Origin of the sequence: Protofrankia sp. Cr1, assembly GCF_963555865.1 — a bacterium.
Classification (GTDB): domain Bacteria; phylum Actinomycetota; class Actinomycetes; order Frankiales; family Frankiaceae; genus Protofrankia.
Genome location: NZ_CAUVXO010000057.1, coordinates 20,146 through 21,933 on the forward strand (window position 1 = coordinate 20,146; position 1,788 = coordinate 21,933).

General features: G+C 66.4%; 2 protein-coding genes. One reads left to right on the forward strand and one right to left on the reverse strand.

Annotation, left to right across the window (positions count from 1 at the left end; translation table 11 throughout):
* On the forward strand, positions 1-520 hold a 520-nt coding region (locus tag U9980_RS07740; protein WP_322767312.1), incomplete at its 5' end, for a hypothetical protein.
* A 100-nt stretch (positions 521-620) separates the two neighbouring features.
* Here U9980_RS07740 and U9980_RS07745 read toward each other — a convergent pair.
* A complete protein-coding gene (locus tag U9980_RS07745) occupies positions 621-1,547 on the reverse strand; it encodes a D-2-hydroxyacid dehydrogenase (RefSeq protein WP_322767313.1) in 927 nt (308 codons plus the stop codon).
* Positions 1,548-1,788: the final 241 nt, after the last annotated feature.

The following is a 1,788-nucleotide window of genomic DNA, read 5'->3' on the forward strand; positions in this document are numbered from 1 at the left end:
CATGATCGTGTCCACCATGGCGGTGGCCACCGTCCTCGCCGCGTGCGCAGGCAGCAGCGACGACGGTGCCGGGAGCAGCTACGGCACCCCGGCCCACACGACGCCTGCCACGGGCGGTGGGGCGGTACCTTCTACCGGCAGTACGGCGGTATCGACGGCGGCGACCGTCGCCGTCGGCCCGACCAAGGTCGGTAATGTCCTGGTCGACGCCGGCGGACGGACCCTGTATCTCTTCGAGGCAGATAAAGGCACCACATCGTCGTGCAGCGGAGCCTGCGCGGCGGCCTGGCCGCCATACGTCGCCGCGGGCGCGCCCACAGCCGGCGCCGGCGTCACTGTCGCTCTGCTCGGTACCACGGCCCGACCTGACGGGACGCGGGAGGTCACCTACGGCGGCCACCCGCTCTACTACTACGTCGGTGACACCAGCCCCGGGGACGTCAACGGTCAGGGAATCAACGGGTTCGGCGCAAAATGGTATGTTCTGGCGCCCTCGGGAAACAAGATTGACACCGATTAGGCAGACGGTCACGGTCAAGGCGGCAGTGCCCGACGACCATCATGATGAAATGTCCATCAATGCCGGTTGAACAGTCCTCTTATCGGTGCATCACCACGTTCTAGTAACCGCGACGACAGTCGACCACGTTAAGCAGGCGCTCACCGGCCAGCCACCGACGGAGCTGATGGGCGAAGAGAACCTCGAGCCGGGACCGACTGCTCGGGGAGCACCAGGTGTGGTGCGGCAGGACGACCACATTCGGCCGCTGCCACAACGGATCCGTCGCAGGCAGCGGCTCCTGGCTGAAGCCGTCGAGGACGGCCCCGGCGATGCGGCCGGAGTCCAACAGGGCGATCAACGCATCCTGGTCGATGACCGGACCACGGGAAATACTGATGATCCACGCATGGGACGGCAGCTGCGCGAGTTCCCATTGACCGAGCAGGCCCGTGGTCCGGTCGGTGAGCGGGAGCGTGCACACAAGAAAGTCCGTGTCAGCGAGCATCTCCCGCCACGAGCCGTCGTGCACGACGGCCGTGACCCCGGCCACCGCCCTGGCTCGTGGGCTGCGGGTCACGGCCACGACGTCAAGCCCGAGGGGCTCCAGTAGCCTCGCTACCTCCGTGCCGATCGAACCCAGACCCAGTAGCAGCGCACGCCGGCCCACCAGATCCCGCGGAACGATGCTGGTATCCCAGATACCGTGGGCGCAGCGCCCGAGGAAGTCGACAAGCCTCTTACTTGCCATGAGCACACCAAGCATGACCCATTCGGCAATAGGTCGGGCATGTGCGCCCGCCGCATTCGTCAGTACTATCTGCCGAGCCGCCAGTTCCGCCAGTGGCAGGTCGTCGACTCCCATCGAGTCGGAATGAATCCAGGCGAGTCCGGGGTAGGCATTCAAACACGCCCGTAGCCAGAACCGACCATTCTCCGAGCCGGGTCCGCCGCTGCGCCACAACACCGCCGCCTGGTCGGCCGTCAGGCCCAACCGACCGGGCATGTGCGGGTACACCGCGAGCGGCAGTCGGCCTCGCCTCTTCATGTCGCCGATCGATCTGGCCCCGGCTGCGGTGGTCACCACATGGACGAATGGCACCTGCGAACGCTACCTCGACAGTGGCGTGCGGCGCCCCGCCGTCGACGGTCCGCGCAGAAGGCCGTCTACGACCCGACATGGCCGATCCCGGGCCGTTCGCACATTGTGTCCGCCGTACCTTGTGTCCGACACACTTGGCGTTCGGCACACATGGCGTCCGACACAAAAAGGAGGGGTTATCCGTGTT

Coding starts and splice junctions, on each gene's coding strand:
- U9980_RS07745 (WP_322767313.1), bottom strand. CDS start 1,547: ATGAAGAGGCGAGGCCGACTGCCGCTCGCGGTGTACCCGCACATGCCC.